Consider the following 21,212-nt stretch of genomic DNA (forward strand, 5'->3'; position numbering starts at 1 on the left):
GATAGCTCGTTGACATACTCCAAAAATCATATCATCTCGAACGCCAAAAGGAAGTGATATGGAGTGTATCAGCGAGTTGAAAGAGAGTTTAATCGTGGAACATAATAATCTCCACTGGCTCTTTGGTATCGGTTTATTTTGATGAATGGTTGCCTGCCTGTGCGGGCAAGACCGTTTTTTTTGTCATGTACAGAGAACAAAGCCATGAAAAATGGTTTAATTCGTACAGAACAGTGTATAATTCCAGCACTTTATTTTCAGGTTGTATTATGAATAAGCACGATTTTTATTTTGATTTGCCAGAAGAGCTGATCGCTCAATATCCCTTACCCCAAAGGAGTGATTCAAGGTTATTAACTTACAGTCGTGAGACAGGTGAGTATGGGCATTATCAATTTAGAGATATCGCAGATTTTTTAAATCCAGGCGATTTATTGGTTATGAATAACAGTAAAGTTATCCCTGCGCGACTTTACGGTCATAAATTAACTGGGGGGAAAGTGGAGTTACTCGTTGAGCGAATCACTGGCCCTAATACCTTTCTGGCTCATATTAAAACCAGCAAAGCATTGAAGGCTGGAGGCATCATTCAGCTTGAGCAGGGAAATCAATTGGAAATATTGGACAGAAATGATGATTTATTTATCTGTAAATCCAATTGCGAGACATTGGAACTTTTAAATACGCAGGGACATATTCCGTTACCACCTTACATTTCTCGTAATGATGAATCATTGGACGAAGAACGGTATCAGACCATTTATGCTAAATATGAAGGCTCTGTTGCTGCACCAACTGCAGGGCTGCATTTCGATGATGCAGTCATTTCCAGCTTGCAATCACGAGGAGTGAATATTGCCTATGTCACGTTGCATGTTGGCGCAGGAACATTCAGACCCGTTCGTTGTGATAATATAAAAGAACATAAAATGCATAGTGAGCAATATACTCTAACGCCGGAATTATGTGATGCAGTTAAGGCGACAAAAGCAGCCGGGAACAGAGTGATCGCTGTAGGCACAACCACGCTTCGCAGTTTGGAAAGTGCGGCCAGAGAGGGGGAGTTAACTCCTTGCACCAGAGATACGGATATATTTATATATCCTGGATATGAATTTAAGATCTGTGATGGATTAATGACGAATTTTCACTTACCAGAATCTACATTACTCATGTTGGTGTCTGCATTTATAGGCCATCAACAGGCGATGGATCTTTATCAGGAAGCAATCAATAAAAGGTATCGATTTTTCAGTTACGGCGATACAAGTCTATTAGTCTAGTTGGAGGATAGGGGATGTCAGGCAAAGTGAATCATTATGTACCTGTGGTTACAACAGAAGCGGGTTCCTGCCTGACCTCGGCCAATTGGCAACAGGCAAAGGCAACAGCAGTTGCATGCTATCTGGATGATTTATTATTAAAGCCAGGGGTTAATCTATTAAAAAAAATTGATGGCCTGGCTGGATATCTGGGCTGGCCTAGTACCGTAATTTTAAATGCATCCCGTCTTTCGGCTAATAAGGAGGGTGTATTTGTATTGGTTTCTCCTTTTGATGGAGCCAGAATAAAAATAAATTATGCCGAACTGTTTGAACTCGTGAACGCATTAAAGCCCGATGTATTCCTAATGCCTGAACATGCCTTAAACGATGCTCCTGATTTGTGGGAAACATTGAATGATTCTATTCTTCCGTTCATTCCAGTTACTGATTTGATCAATCAGGGTTGCCAAAAAAGACATGGAGTCTACTTTAAGTATGAACAAGAGGATCACCAATCCCTTACCCAATCGATGTCCAAATGGTCGCATCTGCCACGGTACCTATGCGGTACCCTGGATTTGAATTTAATACACAATCTTTGTGACGCCGGGATTGATTACATAGAGTCTGATGAACCGGCACATGCTGCCTATCAGGGCAGAGTATATTCTGGTGCTGAAACGGTAGACTTAACCAATTCGTCCACTGAGTTGCAGTTTGATGTTATTGATCCTGATTGCCAATGCCCGACATGTTCCCAACGACTAACCAAGGCATATTTGCACCATCTTTATCTTCATACCCCTTTGTTGTGTCAGCGATTCTTAATTCAACATAATGTATTCCAGGCACAATGTTCAACTTGAAAATAAACGGAAATTGATTCCTTTCATTTACCTTAGGTGCAATTCGCTATATGATGTCACGCTGTTGAACAATAGACTTTAATCCAACAGTCAGTAGATATTTTATCGGAGTTTCAACAACTTTGGCGAATAAAGTTTAGGGTCTGTTGACAAGCGCTCTATAATCACTACGAACCTTGGATAATCCAGGGTATGCAGCTGTTTATGGGTAATTGAACAATCGAATGGTCAATAAATCTTATTGCAATAAATTAATGGTAGATTTGAGGAGATTTTATGAGTTTTTTTATTAGTGATGCATTAGCCGCAGCCACAACTACTGCACCCGCTGCACAAAATGATGGAACATTTTCGCTAATTATGATCGCTGCAATCTTTGTATTGTTTTATTTTATGTTAATCAGACCACAAAATAAAAAAGCGAAAGAACACCGTGAATTAATCAGTCGCTTGAAAAAAGGCGATGAGATCATTACTACGGGAGGTATGTTAGCCAAAGTGGTTAGTTTGGATGAGCAGTACATCAAAATCAGCCCTGCTGAAGGTATTGAGATTAACATGCAAAAAGGCGCAGTAAGTACCGTATTGCCAAAAGGCACTTTAAAATCTCTTTAAGTTTGTCATAGGGACACGCAAATGCAAAATAAATACCCTCTATGGAAAAATCTGATGCTGATTCTTATTGTGGTCATCGGATTTATTTATGCCATACCTAATTTATACACTGAGCATCCTGTCGTTCAGATTTCAGCTGAGGACGCTGATGATAAAGAAGCTTTAAAAGCCAAGGTAGAAGAAGCATTGAAGGCAGCCAAGGTTGATTACACTTCTCTTATTATTGAAAATCAGGGCGTTGAAGTGGGGTTTTCTTCAACTGATGCACAATTATTGGCTCAGGATGTCATCAAAAATGCACTGGGAAGTAAGTACACAGTGGCATTAAACCTGGCATCAACGACCCCACAGTGGATGGCAACAATACATGCTGATCCAATGAAACAAGGTCTTGATCTTCGAGGCGGGGTTCATTTTCTTCTTGAAGTCGATGTGGAAAGTGTGATCAGTCGCCGCTATGAAGGTATTATGAAGAATATTGGCCAGGAACTGAGAGAAATTGGTGTTCGGTATTCGGGTATTCGTTATGTCCCTGACAAAGGAATTGATTTGCGCTTCCGTGATTCAGAATCCATGGAAAATGCATTGGCTGAACTCAAACAAAAAATACCGGAAGTGGTCTTCATCAAGAGCAAGGTTAAAAATGGAGTCCTGGCTTCAATTTCTCCTGCCGAGTTAAACAGCATTAGACAGAATACTATAGAACAAACAATGAGTATTCTGCGAAACAGGGTTAATGAGTTAGGTGTGGGTGAAGCGGTTGTTCAACAACAAGGTGCGACCCGCGTTGCTGTTGATTTACCCGGTATTCAGGATGCGGCCAGAGCCAAACAGATTCTGGGCGGCACCGCGACCTTACAATTTTATCTGGTTGATCAAGATAATGATCCTCAGATTGCCAAACAAACAGGAGTAGTGCCTGTTAGTGATAAATTGTATTCGATGGATGGACATCCCATACTCTTGAAACGTCAGGTTGTATTGAGCGGTGACTCGATTACCTCCGCGGTATCCAGTTTCGATCAGCAAACAGCAACTCCTGCGGTTCAAATTCAATTAGGCGGGGGTGGTGAAAGTCTATTTACTAAAGTGACTCGTGAGAATATTGGAAAACGTATGGCAATCGTGTACGTTGAAACCAAAAATACCATACAAAATGTTAATGGTGTTGAAACACGAGTGACACATCGAGAAGAGCGGGTCATCAGTGCTCCTGTGATTCAGAATGCTTTAGGAAGTAATTTCCAGATTACAGGACTTACTGACAGTAAAGAAGCCAGCAATTTGGCTCTGTTACTGAGGGCCGGGGCATTACCTGCTGCTATTTACCCTATTGAAGAGCGTACAGTTGGACCGACTTTAGGTAAAGAAAATATTCGTCGCGGAATCATTTCTTTGGAAGTTGGGATGGGGTTAATTTTAGTGTTGATGCTGGTCTACTACCGCTTCTTCGGATTGATCGCTAACTTCGCTTTATTACTTAACCTGGTACTTCTTAGCGCGTTATTGTCAATCATTGACGCAACGTTGACTCTACCGGGAATTGCAGGGATAGTTTTGACAGTGGGTATGGCCGTAGATGCGAACGTATTGATTTACGAGCGTATTCGCGAGGAGTTGCGTTTAGGATTATCTCCTCAAGCTGCAATTCATGCAGGATATGAGCGTGCTTTTTCTACCATTCTTGATGCGAATGTGACTACCCTGATAGTCGCCATCATTTTGTTTGCGGTAGGTACTGGTCCAGTTCGTGGGTTTGCTGTGACTTTGTCCTTAGGTCTATTAACTTCAATGTTGACAGCCATTACGTATACCCGGGCAATAGTCAATTGGTATTATGGCGGTCGTACCGTTAAAAAATTATCTATAGGCATATAAGGCGAGGCTCAGATGGAATTTTTTAATCCAAATTCAAAAGTGGACTTTATGGGAGCACGCCGCTGGACGGCGCTGTTCTCTATCTTAATTTTCGTTGTTTCTATTGGAGCCCTGTTAGTGAATGGGTTGAAATGGGGACTTGATTTTACCGGTGGAACACAAATAGAAGTCACCTATACCACTGCCGCAGATTTGCCCTTAATCAGGGAGAATCTGGCTAAAATTGGCTTTAAAGAAGCCCAGGTTGTAAGTTATGGTACCTCTAAAGACGTACTAATCAGCATTGCCCCACGTGCCGATAAAGAACCAGCTCGTCTTGTCGATGAGGTCATGTCTGCTTTACCCGGTGCTACCAAGCAGCGAGTTGATTTTGTAGGGCCGCAAGTAGGCCAGGAGCTTGCAACAAAAGGAGCCTTGGCTATTATTGTTTCCTTATTAGCTACCATGATCTACATTGCCATGCGTTTTGAATACCGACTCGCTGTAAGTTCTGCAGTCGCTCTGGTACATGATCCGGTATTAATCCTTGGTATCTTTGCATTGTTTGGTATTGAGTTTGATCTTAAAGCATTGGCTGGATTGCTCGCTGTAATTGGCTACTCTTTGAATGATACCATCGTTGTTTTTGACAGGGTTCGCGAGAATTTTGTTAAAATTCGTCGTACCAGTCCTGTTGATATCATGAACATCTCGATAAATCAGACTTTATCCAGAACCATTATGACGTCCATGTTAACTTTATTTGTTGTCGTGGCGTTGTTTGTTTATGGTGGTGAGACTATTCATGGTTTCTCTTTAGCCCTAATCATTGGAATTGTTATTGGTACTTATTCATCAATTTATGTAGCTGGAGCTCTGGCTGTCGCTATGGGATTGGATAGAAAAGACTTTTTACCCAGTCAGCGTAAAGATCTGGATGATCGTCCTTAAGTGATGAGTAGAGTAGATTGTCTTGTTTGAGTACTTAAACAAGACAATCTACTGTTTATAAAAATCAAGGTGGGCTAATGGATATAATCCAGACTACTTTGGTGAAGAAAGGTTATTCCTCAAGTAATTTGTCAATTTTAGCAGCGCATATAAAATCATTATGAGTTAACCCATTGAGTGCATGCGTCATAAAACTCACTCGGCAGTAATTGTACCCAACTTCAAGATCTGGATGGTGATTTTCAACATTGGCTGTCCATGCTATTGCGTTCACGAAGGCCATAGTTTCATAAAAATTATTGAATGAAAATGAGCGCTTGATTATTTTGTTGTCTGATGTGACTTGCCATTGTTTATTAAGCTGTGGCATTAAGTTTTTAATTTGCTCTGCTGTTAATGCTGCACCTATGCCTTCACAGGACTCACAATGTTTGCTGCTTAAATCACTTGTCATATTATTTCCTTTAATTATCGATAATAGTTATTCAGGGCAGTTAGAAATCGAGAATTTTGCTCTTTGGTTCCTATAGTGACCCTTATGTAATTGTTCATTTTATAGGCATGAAGCGGTCTTACAATAATACCACTATTCAGTAAATAATTATAAAGCCCTATGCCATCTTCTTTGCAATCAAAGGAAAGAAAATTACATAAAGAAGGTAAATAACTGAGGTGCAACCGTTCAAAACCATCTTGCATCTGAATCATTCCCTCGTTATTGGTTTGGATGCTTCTTTGAATAAACTCCTCATCATCCAAAGCTGCTTGGGCGGCTGTAAGTGCTGCCTGGTTTACAGTAAAAGGCAATTGAACTCGGCGTAAGATGGAAATAATATCGGGATTTGCAATGGCATAACCCAAACGTAATCCAGCCATTCCGTAGATTTTTGAAAATGTGCGGGTAATTACTAAATTTGGATGTTTTTTCAACCAATCAATACTGTTGCAACTCATCGCCCGAGCAGCGTATTCATAATAGGCTTCATCAAGAACCAACAAGGTAGAAGCGGGGATCTGCTCTAGTAAATAGTTGATTTCTTCCTGGCTGGTTAATAACCCCGTTGGATTATTGGGGTTGGCTAAAAAAATCAAAGCCGTTTGATCGGTGCAGGCATTGATAAGATTCTCGCAATTGATTTGCCAATTGTCTTTGATAGGAACACTATGGACAGGAATGTTTAAGGTATTGGCCTGAATGGCATAGGTACTGAACGCGTAATCATGAGTCAGAATATGTTTGTTTGTGTGCAATGCAAAACTATTCAATAAGATACTGACTATGAAATCAGAGCCATTACTAAGAAATAATTGATCAGTACTTATACCCAGTTGAGTTGCCAGCCTTGGCATTAATGGGTGATTGATTGGTGAGGGATAGGTTGCAATGATCTGAGAGGGCATAGTTCGTAATGCAATTAATGCGTGAGGACTGCAACCTAGTGGATTTTCATTCGAGGCTAACTTGATTATATCGCTAATCCCTTTTTCGCGAGCTAACTCCTCTATTGATTTTCCTGGTTTATAGGGAACCAGGGAGCGTATTCCTGGATGGGGTAGTTGTTGAAAATCAATGGCCATAAAGAGTTCCTTTCCAAAAAATTGAATTTCATCTTACCTAAGCCAGCCCTTGCTGTCACGAATGAAATTACTTTGGCTAAGTCTTGAACGAGGCTCTCAGTTTTAAGCGTAGGTAGTGCCATTGGGCCAGGGCCGGACCTACTCGTAATTTTTAACACACGCCTTCATGTATTAATCCGCGCTTTTGCGTGTATGTAGATCCATTATTGTTGCATTTTAAACAATAGGGCGTTAATCTTGCGCCGGCATCCAACCTCAGGAAGAATTATCATGAAGCATCTTAAGGGCTTTTCCCTTATTGAAGTGCTGGTTTCTTTAATGCTGGTGACTACTATTGCACTGGCCTTATTACAACAGCATTGGAACATTCGTCAATTCATCAACCAATTAATAGCCCATGCAGAGGTATTACAGATTATTGATCGTGTGACGGAATCACTCTACGGTCAAATGAATAAAATACCCTCAGTGCCATCTCCCTATCTTCTCAAAGTTCGAAATGAAACAGACTATTTGATTGTGCGTGTTGAATGGTTCAATCGCTCAGAATCCATAACCCGAAAAATACGAAAAAGAGGTGTGGCCTAATGAACAGACAATCTGGTTTCAGTTTATCTGAGCTGTTAATCAGTCTTTTTTTGGCCAGTATCATTATAACGACCCTGATTCACATGTATTTAATGACTAAAGGTCAGTATCTGGAGTATCAAAAAATTCTTGAGGAGCGTTTTGAGTTGCAGTGGGTCTCTGATTTGTTAACTGACAGCATTAGAAGAGCCGGATTTACTCCATGTCTGGGTATAGAGCAATTAAAGACAGCCGACAGGCGCAAGATAGGTGAAACTCTTTGGGGTATTAAAAGTGAAAATAATTCGAGATCCTTTATCCGCATTAATCGAATGAGTGATGTATTTTCTGAACGTGCTTCATTCCTAAGCCCGACAGAGTTGGTTGTTCATTCCTCTGTCGTATTCAATGAGCGTCGACCATTAGTTATTGCGGATTGTACCCACGCTGAAGTACATCAGATTTTAAAAGTCGAACAGCGGGAAGGAGGGCAGCATATTACTTTAGTCAAACCCAGGAGGTTCAATTACAAACAGCCTCTGTACGCAGGTGAATGGCTCGAAGAACAATGGTTCATTAAATCGAATCCACAACATATTAATACCCTGCATTATCAGTTGGCACAGTCCGAGGAGCTATCCCCGCTTATTCATTCACTTCGGACTACCCAGCAAAAAATCCGTGGCAAAAACGTTCTTAAGGTAACCATGGGGCTAGAACACGATAAGACGCATGAGTTCATCGTTGTGGTTCGCGGAACATGAGGGGGCGTTATGATGGGTTTATTTTTTTGATGACGCTGTGTACGCTCCTGGTTATCAGTTTGTTGATTCTTACCAACATGCAGCATGTACTTTTATACAGTAAAGCCTTAAACCGACAGGAATATCAGCACCAGAACTTTTATCAGATGGAAGATATTCTGATGTGGTTGACGGAAATTCAAACGCAACATATCGATAAGGATTGTTTTATTTCCGAGAAAGGTGCAAATAAGGTGATTGGGCAATTAGTGCGTGATGATGGCTGTTTGGTGGATGGAGACACGTTACGATACAGGTATTTGATTGAAGACCTGGGAGATTTTCCTTGTATGGTTGTAGAGAAAAAAGGGAAGTTGCTTTCAACTCATCATTTTCGAATCACATTATTGCAGCGCTCTGATGAGCACAATCCTGCCTCATCTGTTTTACAGATCAGGGATATAAAGGCCATTGCCTCTGCATCATGTCAGGGCGAGGCGCATCGAGTCTCTGCGGGTATCAGCAGTTGGCGCTATATCCCCGATGTAGAATGGGAGTAGCAGTGGTAATCGTCCTTGGTCATAATGCCTCTGGATTCGCTTGAGTATGTGGTGTCAAGGTTGTATTGTTATAAATATAAATAATAAAAAGGTTTCATGGATGCGTTTATTCAATGTTTCCGAATTTAAATATTGGCCACAAATCAGTGTGGCTTTATTATTGATGGTCGGATACGGCTGCTATCGATATTTTGCCTATTACGATACTCGTTCAAATGATTCATACGTTTCTGCAAATTTAGTCAATATGGCTTCTTTAGTCGCGGGTCCCGTGACTCGATTATACGTCAGAGAAAACCAGACCGTTAAGAAGGGAGATAAGCTCATTGAGATAGATCCTCTTCCTTATATTTATGCCGTCGAGCAAGCAAAAGCGAAATTGAATATAGCCAAATTAAATTATGAGAACGACAAGTTAGCTGTAATCAAGGCAGAACAAAAATTAAAGCAAAGCCGGATCATGTTGAATTTAACTCAGGATCATTATAAACGTTATCGACCATTAGAATCGAAGGGTGATGTCCCTGAAATTACCCTTATCAATCTGATGGATAAAATGAAGGAACAGGAAGCAGCGATTGCCGAAGCAGAACAAGAGTTAAAAATTGCGCAAACGAATTTGGATGATAATCAGATTTTAGCGGCACAGGCAGAGTTGGATCAGGCTATTTACTTAAGAAATCACACCACGCTCATTGCGCCTGAAGACGGATACATTACCAATTTTAATTTGCGTATTGGTCAATACATCACTGTGGGTGAAGGTTTGTTCGCTTTAATTGAAACAAAACAATGGTGGGTAGAAACGCGCTACCGGGAAACTGTAATTCGTATGATTAAACCCGGGGATAAAGCTGAAATCATGATTGATATGTATCCGGGTAAAGTCTTTCATGGTCATGTAAACAGTATCGGTTGGGGGATTAATCGTGTAGCCCAGGGTAATGTTGCCAATTCAACTTTGGTTTATATGAAGGCCACTGAAGATTGGATCCGAATTGCTCAGCGCTTTCCTGTACGTATCTATATCGATGATCTGACCGATGACTATCCCATGCGCATCGGGGCCAGCGCTACAACAATAACCTATAGGTGAACGGGTGTTCTTTTGGCCTCAAAGCGTTGAAAATCGGGCTGCATTAAGAACTGCCATAGCAGCATTGGTTGCTATTTTGATTTCTTTTAAATTTCATTTGGAGACCCCGTATTGGTCAGGAATGACCGTTGTTATTGTATCCAATTTGTATACAGGCAGTATTATCGATAAAGCAACGATGCGTATTCTAGGCACTATTGCCGGTGCATTTCTTGGGTATTTTATTGCAGGGCTTGTTGTAAACAGTTTTCTTTTGTATTTGGTGTGTTGCTTTCTGGTTATTGCAGTCAGTGTCTATTTTTTTAATTACAGCAAACACGGTTATGCTTATTTGTTAGGTGCTTTATGTATTTTTATTGTTATTTCACAGCTTGCATTAAATCCGCAAAATGCTTTTTTTGTTGCAATCTGGCGACCTGTTGAAATAGGAATAGGGGTTTTTGTCGCAGCTGTAAATGCTTATGCTGTTTTTCCCAATCATATCAAAGACAATATGGTGGTACAGGTCCATGATATTTTTGATGAGTTTTTAGCTGAATTTAAAGTATTGCATCAATTGCTAATCCATCCCGATGTCAATTCTTCTGAACTGGCTGAGCGCAATTTAAAAATTAAGAAAAAAATACGCACCGCGATTGAGTTGATCGGCGCATTAAATCAGGAAATTGGTGTTAAAAAAGAGCATGTGGATAGGTTTAGAGCCTATATGGATACACTGTATGCCATTTCGCGGCAGTTTCAGTACCTCATCATACTTCAGCCGCAAGTTACTGAGTTAAATTCACTAAAAAAATTGGATATCGATCCATTATTTACTGCTATTGAGCATGATTTATTAGAATTTCAAACTAAATTTGACCTCCGTCAAACAGAAGTTATAGTGTTGCAAACAAGCGATGTCTTGGCTGATTTTGAACAAAGGGTTAATAGAAAAAAAAATAATTTATCAGTAAAAAGTGAATTTATTTATTCTTTTATCAATTATGTGAAACAGCTCAATCAAAATTTCATTCTCATTAAATCACTATCTTCACCAGAACCTGTAGCAATTACTCCAAAATACAAAGTTATTAGTAAGCAACAGCGCTTACGTTCGGATTATGACTTGATTAAACATTGCATTAAAGCAGGATTATCCGTTCTATTGGCTTTGGGATTTTGGTTTGTCAGCAATTGGCCTGGTGGATTAAATGGAATCATCTCCAGTTTGGTTATATCAATAAAAGGTAAAAATCTTTTTGATATGAAACACGTGAGTATTCATCGGTTTATGGGCTGTTTTTTAGGTGGAGGAGTAGGGTTAATTTCATTAGCTGTATTTGAGATGAATTTGTATGAGTTGATTATCATCTTATTGTTTTTTGTCTGGGCGTTTAGCTATTTCATGTTCAAGATGACTGAATATTCATACATTGGTTTACAGGCCAATATTGCGTTAATCATTACACTAGCCCAACAGGGCGGTCCACCCATAGGACTTGATCCACCGTTACAAAGACTTGCTGGAATTATTATCGGAATTACGGCAACCATTATTGTCGCCAATGTGGTGTGGCGTTCTGATGTTTGGACTATATTAAAACGTTATATAGACAAATTGTATCGTTTTATTGCCTTCAATTTAGAACAAGTTATTCTGGTTGCAGAGGATCAACGCTCACTTCATGATTTGGCCAATCTTTTTTGGCTGTCCAGGGGGTTAATCACGTCATTGGGCAATGAGCAATTAAGTCTTAAGAAACAAAATCTTTTAAGTGCTTTAACTCAGCGCTTTGAGTCTCTGGTTATTGTTCAGGCAACTATCAGTCATATACTGGTTACCATAGATTTGAAAAAGGCTCACGAAACCGCCTTATTGTTCCAGTTTGATCTGCTTTCTCATGAAAAAAAACTGATTGAGTCCTTTAATCTCCAGAACAGTACAGCTGGTTTGAATTTAAGCCAGACTTTTGGTGACTTTGTAACTAACATTGATCATCACGCTGCTTTTGCAAGTGCAAATGATGAATCCATTCGTAACTTATTAGCCTATGTGAATGCTTTGAAACTGATATCATTACAGATTAATTGACGGCTCTTTTTCAAGAAAATGACTTTGAAAAAAATTGAATAAAAACAATAAGGCCGAAGGTTATATTAAGGTGCTTTCTGCCATCTTCCATAAAATTTAGTTGCAATTTCCTCCATCACGTGTAAAATTTGAACTCTTATGAAATCAAAAATTATCTATTTTACAGCAGCCCTGGTACTCATGGGCATTGGTGTTTCGGTATGGTGGCTTGAGTCACCTAAACCCGCTTTTCGTCAGGTTAATTTTAATCAATTACCGGGTTGGGAAGCTGCCGAATTCAAAAAATCCTTGATGGCATTTCAAACGTCCTGTCGTGCGTTTATCAAACAGGATCCGGAACGCGTTGTTGGAACCAATCAAATTGATTTGCAAGCTAAGGATTGGCAACCAGCTTGTCATGCCGCGCTTAAACTCAATCCGGTTAGCGAAAAATCGGCAAAATTGTTTTTTCAGAAATGGTTTTCTCCAGTTGAGTTCTATGATGGAGAACCGGTAAAGGGTTTATTCACTGGTTATTATATGCCGTTGTTAAAAGGCAGTTACAAGAAATCTGATGAATTCAGTGTTCCTCTTTATGAATTGCCCTCTAATTTAATGACTATCGATTTGGGACTTTTTATCCCTCATATGAAAAACCGCAAACTGGTTGGACGTATCTCAGGGAATAAAATGGTGCCGTTCTATACTCGCGAGGAAATCAACAAGGGAGCGATTAAAGACACTGCAAAAGTACTGCTTTGGATTCACAGTCCTATCGACCGATTATTCCTGGAAATTCAAGGTTCAGGGATAGTAGAGCTTGAAGACGGATCACGCGTTTTTGTTGGTTATGATGGGCAAAATGGCGCACCTTATACCGCCATCGCTGGTGTTTTAATTAAAAAAGGCATCATGACCAAACACAATGCGTCGATGCAGGCAATCAAGCGCTATTTGGAAGCTCATCCCAAAGAGATGGATAAGATCCTCAATAAAAATAAATCCTTTGTATTCTTTCGTAAGTTATCTTTGGAAGGTGCCTTAGGCTCTCAAGGTGTTGCACTGACCCCGGGATATTCGCTTGCTATCGATAGAGAGTGGATACCTATGGGAGCTCCTCTTTGGCTTAGTACTACAAGGCCGGACAGCAAGGATCCCAATGTGAATAAGCCCATGCAGCGATTAATGATTGCTCAGGATACCGGGGGTGCTATTCGCGGTAAGGTTCGAGGTGATGTATTTTGGGGTGGCGGTGAGAAAGCGACTTTAATTGCCGGTCACATGAAAAATGAAGGTCATTATTGGCTGCTCTTGCCACGTCATGCAGTTTCTCGAATAGAAAAACTGGCCTGAGAGCTTCATACTTTTTACTCTTTTCCAGATTATCAATATGTTCAGGAAACCGCGCCAAAGGCGCGGCCTTGAGAATTTATGGGGAATAATACTCGGACTCGATTATTGTGATTTAGTCTCTTCATTGTTCTCCGTCTCAGCGGCAGGAATAGCTGTTGGAGCATCATTAATCACTGGAGCAGTATTGCCTTTTAAAGCTTCTGCCAGCGTTATAAATTTATAACCATTACTTCGATACATTTCGATTATGTCTGCCAGGCACAAACTATTCAGCAAGTTTGCATGAATAAGTAGAATATGTTTTATCGGTTGGCCTTCTACTTTTTTTGCTTTCTTGTCCGCTCTTAACGTTTGGCTCCAGATATAAGCCAGATATCGTTTTTTAAAAGAATTGATACTTTGCGGTCTTTTTCTGTAGGGAATTCTATAGAATTGTGCGTTAAATTCATAATCCTTGCTGTCTACAGTCACCGGAGCTATGGTGTATTGATGCTCAGCCAGCCACTCCTGAACTTTTTGTTTCTTTTCACCGCTTCCTTCAGCAAGGTAGGGGTAACGGAAGTATTTAGGCTCTGTCATCACCTGTGCAAGCTTGGTGTCTGCTCGTTCAATATCTGCTATATATTTTTCTGCAGACATACCATTTAAACTTTTATGAGTATAGGTATGATTGCCTATGGTTAGGCCTTGATTACGAAACGTTTCTAATAATTCCCATTCATTTTTGGCCACAGCACCGCCTATGGCAAAACCTGTGGCGGGTACCTGATTTTCCACCAATGTATTAACAATGGCCATAAATCGTTCTTGTGTTCTTTTTAAGTTTGCGGGGGTACTGGTGCCAGAGCCTACGAAGGGCAAGTCATCAATTGTTATCGCAATTTCATGTTCTTCAGCAAAACAGGAAGTATTGAGCAAAATAAAAAATGAAGCTATCCCTAGCCAGCGCATGTACATGGTTCCCCCCCACTCGGAATTTCATATTCCATTGTTATTTTTATAAGTTATTTTAACTATAGCTCAGGTTTTTGATTTGATCCTCTAATTAGAAAAAATAGTGTCTATTCAATGAACTTTAAGTAAAATGAGCACCAGTTCCTGATTAGGGAAATGAAACGAAGCAGGGGTTCTAAAATAAAGGAGTAAGATATGACTCAGGAAAAATACGAGCAAGAACTATCGGATAGTAATTTACAAGGCAACAATCAATTAGGCGCTGATGTATATGAAAGTGCCAGAAAACTGAATGTTCAGCTTGCTACCAGGGGGCCGGCTATTCTTTATGCGCTGGGTAAAGCAACTGATCATTTAACCAATAATAATATTGTGACCGCAGTAGGTGGAATGGTTGTTGGAGCTATAGGATTTTTTGGTAATCGATACTATAGAAATAAAGGGGATGATTCAGCTTATTCCTATATGGGACAGATAGTGGGAGGAGTACAGTTTACTGTCGGTTTTTTGCTGTTGGCCGCAGAAGCATATGAAACCTACGCCAGCAGCGGTGATGTGAGTCCCTTTTTGGATGTTATTAAAATGTCCGGGGTCGCTTTGTCTTTAACTGAGGGTGCTTTGGTTCTGGTTAATTCTTATCTTTATGGGGATAGTGCCCCCAAAACTGCAGTGACCAAGCCAAAGTTGGGTTAGAGCATATTCAATAAATAAAAATTTTCAGGACTAACTGAATAAGGGATTGATCATGGCATATGTTTTACCCAAACCAGCATCGAAAGTGTTTTTAGGTTTCGCAGCGCTTTATCTCATATTAGTATCATTCATTGGGTTTCCTCTCAATACGTTATTAAAACCGATTCCTATCGCGTGTTTAATCGTTGCGGTGTTACAACGCGACATGGTGTCATGGACCAAAATAGTGTTAATCGCTGCGCTTGGGTTTTCGATGGCGGGTGATATTATATTGACCGTCCCTGTTGCAGTGCAGTTAGAGTTGGGTATTGGTTGTTTTTTATTGGCACATTGCTGTTATATCGCTCTTTTTTTAAAGTCTTTTAAATTCAATGCAGTTCATTTGGCGTACTTTGCTCCTGTTTTGTTGATCATGGGGATTATTGCCTGTCTGATGATTCCCTACCTGGGAGCCTTGTTAATCCCAGTGATGATTTATTTTTGTGTGTTAATGTGCATGGCTTTTAGTGCTTTTCAAGTCCAGAGCGATTGTTTAACCATAGGAAGCGGGGCATTATTTTTTTTGATATCCGATTTAAGTCTTGCCCTTAATTTGTTTCTTTATCCGCAGGCAGATACACGGATATTTGTGATGTTTACCTATTACGTTGCTCAATTTTTGTTGACCTGGGGGATTGTAAGCAGTTACAGGCGAATATAGAGTTGCTTCAGTTGCCCCTCTTGCGTCAATCAAGCTACACTTGTAGTACCAGGGATAATAGGAATTGGATGGAATCATGGGAAAATTGAAAGGTGGTCAGCTTGTTGTGAAGTGTTTGGAAGCACAGGGCGTTGAATTTGTATTTGGTATTCCCGGGGCGAAAATTGATACCGTTTTTGATGCGCTGGAAGATTCCTCCATTCAATTGGTTTTGTGCCGACACGAGCAAAATGCAGCTTTTATGGCGCAGGCATATGGCCGTTTGACCGGAAAACCCGGAGTGGTTCTAGTTACTTCCGGCCCCGGTGTTTCTAACCTGGCTACTGGATTATTGACTGCTACTACTGAAGGCGATCCTATAGTTGCTATTGGAGGTAATGTTCCGCGTAGCATGGCTTTAAAAGAATCCCATCAAAATACGAATAACGTTGCGTTAATGGCTCCCGTCACTAAAACCAGCGTTGAGGTATTAGTGCCACAAATGATTCCCGAGGTTTTTGCTAATGCATTTCGTTGTGCTACTGCACCCAAAAGAGGCGCATGTTTTATCAGTTTACCCCAGGATGTCTTAACCGAAATGGTTAATGCGCCAGTAATTAAACCCTTGGCCGATATTCGTTATGGCATTGCGCATCAGCAGTCTTTACAAGCCGTAGCCGATACAGTAAATGCGGCACAATTCCCTGTTTTATTATTAGGACAAGAGGCAAGCCGACCAGAAAATACCCAAGCTATCCGTGCTTTATTAGATAAGACCCATCTACCCACAGTGGGAACTTTTCAGGCTGCTGGTGTGGTTTCAAGGAGTTTGGTTTCCTGTTTTGCTGGACGGGTCGGTCTGTTTTGCAATCAACCCGGTGATCAACTCTTGAATAAGGCTGATGTTGTCATTACTGTTGGGTTAAATATGGCAGAGTATGACCCTGAAACCTGGAATGTGGGTAAAGAAAGAACCATCATTCATATTGATTATTTACCAGCAAAAATTCATGAAACCTATCAGCCGAAATATGAATTACTGGGTGATGTGGATGCGAATATAGCTGCTTTAACCGATTTACTCAATGCATCTATGGTTTCTCAGAATGACAAACATGTGAAACCTTATCATGATATGCATCAAAAAATTATTCAAAGCGGTGAGCATTTATCAAAAGGGAATTTATTGCATCCCTTGCATTTTATTCACGAATTAAGAAATGCAATTGATGATGATGCCTATGTTGTTTGTGATATTGGTTCTGTTTACATATGGATGGCTCGTTACTTTTTGTCTTATGAACCGCATCATTTATTATTTAGTAATGGGCAACAAACTCTGGGAGTGGGCTTACCTTGGGCAATGGCTGTGAATTTCGTTCATCCAGATAAACAAATCGTTTCATTGTCTGGTGATGGAGGATTTTTATTTTCAGCTATGGAATTGGAAAATGCAGTAAGGCACAAACAAAATTTTGTTCATTTTATCTGGCGTGATAATTGTTACAACATGGTGAAAGAACAGGAACTGATGAAATACAAACGTGGTTCTGGTGTTGATTTTGGTACTGTAGATATCATCAATTTTGCCAAGGCGTTTGGAGCAACGGGTTATGAGTTAAAACATCCTTCTGATTTTAAATCATTGCTCCACGAAACACTGGCACAAAAAGGACCGGTAATCGTCGATATTCCAATAGATTACTCGGATAATCCCAAGTTATTTGAAGCAGTGAGTAGTGGTTCTGGAAATTAGGTGGATTTTTAGAGAGACGTTATAAAAGCAGGCTACGAGCTGGTATCCTGGATTAACTATGTCTTGGTAAGAGGATGGTTATTTCTGTTTTTCAATCGCTTGCGTTGCACTGTGTAACTCTTCTACACCAAGGGTTAATTGGCTAAACGCTTCGGATTCGATTAATGCGAGTTCAAAATTTTTAATCATGCATACTTTAATTGTTGCTGATTTAAATTTAAATCGAAATACATGGCCTCCTTTCATTTCGTCAGGATTTAGAAAATGCATGTGATGCCCAGGTATGTTTAAAGTTGAGAAATATTCAGGAAAGCGAAATCCAGCTAAGATGCCTTTGATGTGGTGATATCTGAAATTGGCTTGAACCATGGGGAATGTATCCACTAATGGTTGATACGGTTTCGGTTGACACGCCTCTGAGCGGCAATCGATTTCATCCAGCATGCATTCAAAGCGATAGGCATATATATAATTCAGAGAGGAGAGCTTTTTATCAAATTCCTCAGTAAAATGTTCAAAGCTTTCGATGTTGTTCAATTCAAAATGATCCGTTTCTTCAAAATCAACGACCCAGGCAAAGGGAGTTTTTTGTTGGGGATCTACGGGGCGAGCTATCCCGTCTTCGACTATTCGATAAAATTGACCATCAAACCCGATTAATTCACCGTGCACTGCATCAAAAGTTCCAATTCCAAAATTTCCTTTTTCGGTCAATGACTTAAGAGTGCAGTCCCCATCATAAACTTTATCAATGAAGCCGCATAATGCACCAGTTTGAAACAGTTTATTATTGGAACACGCCATCGTAGATATCCTTTCAGAGCATATGAGGTCATTTCGTAATTATAGCCCACCAGAGTAAAACTTGATTTTAATAAAAATTAAAGAGAATTTTGGTAATTTGATCGTTACACTATCGCGACTAGAGGTCACCGCGAATTGATAGTGATATGTTTTTACTAAACTGCATCAAATCGAATTACTTGCTCTTAAGCGTCGCTTTGCTATTAACTGCCTTATATAACGGGGCGTTTTATCATCATATTAACGAAGTTTATCCTGCATTTGCTGGTAATTCAGGTTTTCTTATTTCAACTTTTGTTTTAATTTTCGCAGCAAATACGCTCGTATTCAGTTTCCTGTGCATTCGAAGATTGACCAAGCCTGTTTTAGTTGTTTTTGTGCTGTTTGCGGCAATTGCTGCATATTATATGGATACTTTTGACGTCATCATTGACAGGATCATGATACAGAACATAGTCATGACTGATGCCAAAGAAGCGAGTGATTTGATTACCCTTAAGCTGGGCTTGTATGTGTCCTTTTTGGGGCTTGTTCCTGCCGTGTTGATTTATCGATACAAGAGAACAGCAATACCATGGCGTAGAGCCATTGGGGAGCGCCTGGTATTTATTTTTTTGTTGCTTCTTGTGGCAATCAGTCAATTGAGTCTGTTTCCTAAATATTATGCTTCCTTCTCTCGCGAGCATAAAATCGTACGTTATTATATAAATCCATTAAGCCTCATTAATGCGATGTGGGGTTATGCCTCCTCAAAACTTCAGGACCAAGCTCCCAAAATCACTACTCCTTTGGGCAGTGATGCGCATGTTGTCAGATCGGGTAATGAGCGGCGTTTAATTATCCTTGTGGTCGGCGAGACTGCTCGTTGGGATCATTTTTCGTTAAATGGTTACAGCAAACAGACTAACCCATTACTGTCTCAAGAACAGAGTGTGAGTTTTAAACGAGTCACTTCCTGCGGCACCAGCACCGGAGTAGCGGTACCCTGTATGTTTTCCCCCTTTGAGCGAGCAGCTTATTCTGAAAAAAAATTCAATGCTTCTGAAAACCTGCTGGATGTGCTTGCTCACGCAGGGGTTACTGTTTTGTGGCGTGAGAATAATTCAGATTCTAAAGGTGTTGCAGTACGTCCTCACCATGTTGTGTATCAGGACTATAAAGATCCCTCCAGAAATACTGTATGTGATACGGAGTGCCGGGATGAAGGCATGTTGATTGGTTTACAAGAGTTTATTGATCAGCATACGACAGGTGATATTGCCATTATCCTCCATCAAATGGGCAGTCATGGCCCAGCGTACTACAAGCGTTATCCTTCGAGATTTGAGCAATTCAAACCTGCTTGCAAAAAGAACCTTTTGGAACAGTGCAGTCTTGAAGAAATCGCCAATGCTTATGATAATACGATCTTGTACACCGATTATTTTTTGTCCAAAGCGATTGGTCTGCTCAAAGAAAATACAAAGCATTTTGAAACAGCTCTGTTCTATATCAGCGATCATGGTGAATCTTTAGGGGAATTTGGTGTCTACTTGCACGGCATGCCGTATCTTATTGCTCCTGAAGCACAAACCCATGTCGGTGCGATTCTCTGGCTGTCAGATAATTTTTCCCAAGGCAGTATGAAGGAACTGAAAGCCTATGCTGATCATGCATTTTCTCAGGATAATTTATTTCACACCATTTTGGGTATGTTTCAGATACAGACCAAAGAATACAAGGCTGAAATGGATATTTTGAACGTCAGTCATCATTTTAAAGAGATTGTTTGATTGTGCATGATGAATGCGTCAGTCTGTGGTTCATAAAATGAGAATAAAGAGAAGAGGCAATTATTGCCTCTCCTCTATGACTGGGTTAGGAGTTCATCAGTTTATTTAGCCAGGCTTTTGCTTCAGCACTGACCTGTTCATTAGTTAAAGCGAGTTCATAAATTGCTTGTTTCCGTGCATTTTCATTCCCATACAAGTCATCAAGCGCTTCATTCCATAGTGCTAACACTATAGCCTCGGGTTGTTTGCCAACCTGTTCAAGAATGCTAAAAATGCGATCGTGCCAGTACGCATTGGTGGCTTTTTCTATCCAGGCCAATAATTCAGGTGTTAACCCAATGTCCTCAAGTCCTTTACCTTCACCAAAGCCCTTTTCCCATTTCTTGGTTCTTAAATGAGCGTATTTTTTTCCATAGATACCATTGACCCATTCCATGTATTGTTTACCCAATTCAATACCTCGAGCAGATTCAGGATCCTGGTGCATATTCATTTTCAACTCATTCAAAATTTGGTGCCATTGTTGTTCAAAAGCCGCTTTTTGCTCAGGTGTTTTGTTGGCTTTCATTTCCTTTTCGAACGCAACATACTGTTTTAACTCGTCAGGAGTAAATATTTCTTTTACCCAACTGTGTTCAAGATTATCTGTCATTTTATAGACCTCTATAAGTTGTATAATAGTTTCCCATGGTATGGATTTATGACTATCAACAGTATCAATGATGCTTTGCAGTGTTTTAGCTCCCTCTACCAAAGCTCTTCCTTTTTGTTCCAGCACCCGAACCTGGTTATTAAAATGGTCGAGGGCTTTGCTTTCTTCGGTAAGCAGCGTTTTGATTTGGGCTAATTCAAATCCGAAAAACTTCAAAGCAATAATCTGTTGCAGTTGCAATAAATCCTGTTCAGAGTAAACACGATAACCATTGGGCATTCGTAAAGAAGGTTTCAATAAATTAATGCGATCATAATGATGCAACGTTTGCACTGTTATGCCGGTTAGTTTTGCCAAGTCTTTTACGAACCATTGAGTCATTGTATTTCCTCCTTGTTAGC

Annotated in this window: 20 protein-coding genes; 15 read left to right on the top strand and 5 right to left on the bottom strand. The window is 40.2% G+C overall.

Annotated elements, in window-relative coordinates; all coding sequences use genetic code 11:
• Positions 1-269: 269 nt before the first annotated feature.
• The 5 genes from queA to secF all read left to right on the top strand — a co-directional run bounded on the left by queA (position 270) and on the right by secF (position 5,554).
• A complete protein-coding gene (gene queA, locus G543_RS0115305) occupies positions 270-1,283 on the top strand; it encodes a tRNA preQ1(34) S-adenosylmethionine ribosyltransferase-isomerase QueA (RefSeq protein ID WP_028385300.1) in 1,014 nt (337 codons plus the stop codon).
• A gap of 14 nt (positions 1,284-1,297) precedes the next feature.
• Positions 1,298-2,131, top strand: a complete 834-nt coding sequence (locus tag G543_RS0115310) for a tRNA guanosine transglycosylase family protein (RefSeq protein WP_028385301.1) — start codon at positions 1,298-1,300, stop codon at positions 2,129-2,131.
• Positions 2,132-2,407: 276 nt separating this feature from the next.
• A complete protein-coding gene (gene yajC / locus G543_RS0115315) occupies positions 2,408-2,746 on the top strand; it encodes a preprotein translocase subunit YajC (RefSeq protein ID WP_028385302.1) in 339 nt (112 codons plus the stop codon).
• 21 nt (positions 2,747-2,767) lie between these two features.
• Positions 2,768-4,624: a protein translocase subunit SecD gene (gene secD / locus G543_RS0115320; RefSeq protein ID WP_028385303.1), complete on the top strand. Its 1,857-nt coding sequence runs from the start codon at positions 2,768-2,770 to the stop codon at positions 4,622-4,624.
• 12 nt (positions 4,625-4,636) lie between these two features.
• On the top strand, positions 4,637-5,554 hold the full coding sequence (gene secF, locus G543_RS0115325) for a protein translocase subunit SecF (RefSeq protein ID WP_028385304.1): 918 nt from the start codon (positions 4,637-4,639) through the stop codon (positions 5,552-5,554).
• A 112-nt stretch (positions 5,555-5,666) separates the two neighbouring features.
• Here the strand turns inward: secF and G543_RS0115330 are convergent, their stop codons facing one another.
• Together G543_RS0115330 and hisC are read right to left on the bottom strand one after the other, a co-directional pair.
• Positions 5,667-6,008, bottom strand: a complete 342-nt coding sequence (locus G543_RS0115330; RefSeq protein WP_028385305.1) for a 4a-hydroxytetrahydrobiopterin dehydratase — start codon at positions 6,006-6,008, stop codon at positions 5,667-5,669.
• Positions 6,009-6,022: 14 nt separating this feature from the next.
• The gene (gene hisC, locus G543_RS0115335) at positions 6,023-7,132 is read right to left on the bottom strand and encodes a histidinol-phosphate transaminase (RefSeq protein ID WP_028385306.1); all 1,110 of its coding nucleotides are present in this window, start codon (positions 7,130-7,132) and stop codon (positions 6,023-6,025) included.
• A 270-nt stretch (positions 7,133-7,402) separates the two neighbouring features.
• On the opposite strand from hisC, the gene G543_RS0115340 reads away from it, so the two are divergent.
• The 6 genes from G543_RS0115340 to mltA all read left to right on the top strand — a co-directional run bounded on the left by G543_RS0115340 (position 7,403) and on the right by mltA (position 13,501).
• On the top strand, positions 7,403-7,720 hold the full coding sequence (locus G543_RS0115340; RefSeq protein ID WP_035922533.1) for a type IV pilus modification PilV family protein: 318 nt from the start codon (positions 7,403-7,405) through the stop codon (positions 7,718-7,720).
• Positions 7,720-8,463 (top strand): PilW family protein, encoded by a 744-nt coding sequence (locus tag G543_RS0115345; RefSeq protein WP_028385308.1) that lies wholly within the window; start codon positions 7,720-7,722, stop codon positions 8,461-8,463. The genes G543_RS0115340 and G543_RS0115345 overlap by 1 nt, the downstream gene beginning before the upstream one ends.
• On the top strand, positions 8,460-9,002 hold the full coding sequence (locus G543_RS0115350; protein WP_028385309.1) for a hypothetical protein: 543 nt from the start codon (positions 8,460-8,462) through the stop codon (positions 9,000-9,002). The genes G543_RS0115345 and G543_RS0115350 overlap by 4 nt, the downstream gene beginning before the upstream one ends.
• Positions 9,003-9,102: 100 nt before the next feature.
• The gene (locus tag G543_RS0115355; RefSeq protein ID WP_028385310.1) at positions 9,103-10,098 is read left to right on the top strand and encodes an HlyD family secretion protein; all 996 of its coding nucleotides are present in this window, start codon (positions 9,103-9,105) and stop codon (positions 10,096-10,098) included.
• Positions 10,099-10,102: 4 nt separating this feature from the next.
• Entirely contained in the window at positions 10,103-12,169 is a 2,067-nt protein-coding gene (locus tag G543_RS0115360) for an FUSC family protein (protein ID WP_035922536.1), read from the top strand.
• 138 nt (positions 12,170-12,307) lie between these two features.
• The gene (gene mltA / locus G543_RS0115365; RefSeq protein ID WP_028385312.1) at positions 12,308-13,501 is read left to right on the top strand and encodes a murein transglycosylase A; all 1,194 of its coding nucleotides are present in this window, start codon (positions 12,308-12,310) and stop codon (positions 13,499-13,501) included.
• 102 nt (positions 13,502-13,603) lie between these two features.
• Here mltA and G543_RS0115370 read toward each other — a convergent pair whose 3' ends face one another.
• The gene (locus tag G543_RS0115370; protein WP_028385313.1) at positions 13,604-14,458 is read right to left on the bottom strand and encodes a polysaccharide deacetylase family protein; all 855 of its coding nucleotides are present in this window, start codon (positions 14,456-14,458) and stop codon (positions 13,604-13,606) included.
• A gap of 192 nt (positions 14,459-14,650) precedes the next feature.
• On the opposite strand from G543_RS0115370, the gene G543_RS0115375 reads away from it, so the two are divergent.
• The 3 genes from G543_RS0115375 (at position 14,651) to alsS (ending at position 17,583) form a co-directional block, all read left to right on the top strand.
• Entirely contained in the window at positions 14,651-15,148 is a 498-nt protein-coding gene (locus tag G543_RS0115375) for a hypothetical protein (RefSeq protein WP_028385314.1), read from the top strand.
• Positions 15,149-15,200: 52 nt separating this feature from the next.
• Entirely contained in the window at positions 15,201-15,848 is a 648-nt protein-coding gene (locus G543_RS0115380; protein WP_028385315.1) for a lysoplasmalogenase, read from the top strand.
• Between the two features lie 76 nt (positions 15,849-15,924).
• Positions 15,925-17,583, top strand: a complete 1,659-nt coding sequence (gene alsS, locus G543_RS0115385; protein WP_035922538.1) for an acetolactate synthase AlsS — start codon at positions 15,925-15,927, stop codon at positions 17,581-17,583.
• A gap of 78 nt (positions 17,584-17,661) precedes the next feature.
• Here the strand turns inward: alsS and budA are convergent, their stop codons facing one another.
• Positions 17,662-18,387, bottom strand: a complete 726-nt coding sequence (budA, locus tag G543_RS0115390; protein ID WP_028385317.1) for an acetolactate decarboxylase — start codon at positions 18,385-18,387, stop codon at positions 17,662-17,664.
• A 146-nt stretch (positions 18,388-18,533) separates the two neighbouring features.
• On the opposite strand from budA, the gene G543_RS0115395 reads away from it, so the two are divergent.
• Complete coding sequence (locus G543_RS0115395) at positions 18,534-20,159, top strand: phosphoethanolamine transferase (protein WP_028385318.1); 1,626 nt, start codon at positions 18,534-18,536, stop codon at positions 20,157-20,159.
• 85 nt (positions 20,160-20,244) lie between these two features.
• On the opposite strand, the gene G543_RS0115400 is transcribed toward G543_RS0115395, so the two are convergent.
• Positions 20,245-21,192, bottom strand: coding sequence for a MerR family transcriptional regulator (locus G543_RS0115400; RefSeq protein WP_028385319.1), 948 nt, complete (start codon positions 21,190-21,192; stop codon positions 20,245-20,247).
• Positions 21,193-21,212: the final 20 nt, after the last annotated feature.

The sequence above is a fragment of the Legionella moravica DSM 19234 genome (assembly GCF_000423305.1).
GTDB classification, from domain to species: Bacteria; Pseudomonadota; Gammaproteobacteria; order Legionellales; family Legionellaceae; genus Legionella; species Legionella moravica.